Raw genomic sequence first — 404 nt, 5'->3', positions numbered from 1 at the left:
GCGCTGGCCAAGTGCACGTTCATCGCCAAAGCCATTGAAGACTACGAGAAGGGTTACTTGACCCAAGAACACTTCAGCACGGTGCTCAGCGCCTGCGCCGGTAATGTCAGCAGGCCGCTCACCCGGCAAATGCTGCTGGACGAGGCGACCACACCCAGCGGTTTATCGATTCGCAAGTTTTGCATTGACCACTTCGTGTCGACGGACATCCTCAGCATCACTGACGACAGTGACCTGAACATTCTCTACATTCCGGGCGAGCTCAGAGGATTTCACTGCTTCAACAAGGTCGAAGAGCTGCACGAATGGCTGGTCAATGAGGTCAAGGATGCTGAAGGCCGCGAACGCATGCTCATGCACTTCAAGCAGGAAGAGCGCGACATCGTTCAGGAAAAGCCCACTTC

General features: G+C 55.2%; 1 protein-coding gene. It reads left to right on the top strand.

The genetic code is table 11. The annotated features are described in order from the left end of the window. A partial coding sequence (locus tag KW848_RS31375; RefSeq protein ID WP_375154769.1) for a dermonecrotic toxin domain-containing protein occupies positions 1–404 on the top strand: 404 nt, incomplete at both ends.

It is taken from the genome of Pseudomonas sp. PDM25 (assembly GCF_019219045.1).
In the GTDB taxonomy this organism is placed as follows: Bacteria; Pseudomonadota; Gammaproteobacteria; order Pseudomonadales; family Pseudomonadaceae; genus Aquipseudomonas.
The sequence above is the reverse complement of the archived record's forward strand: the minus strand, read 5'-3'. Positions and strand labels throughout refer to the sequence as shown.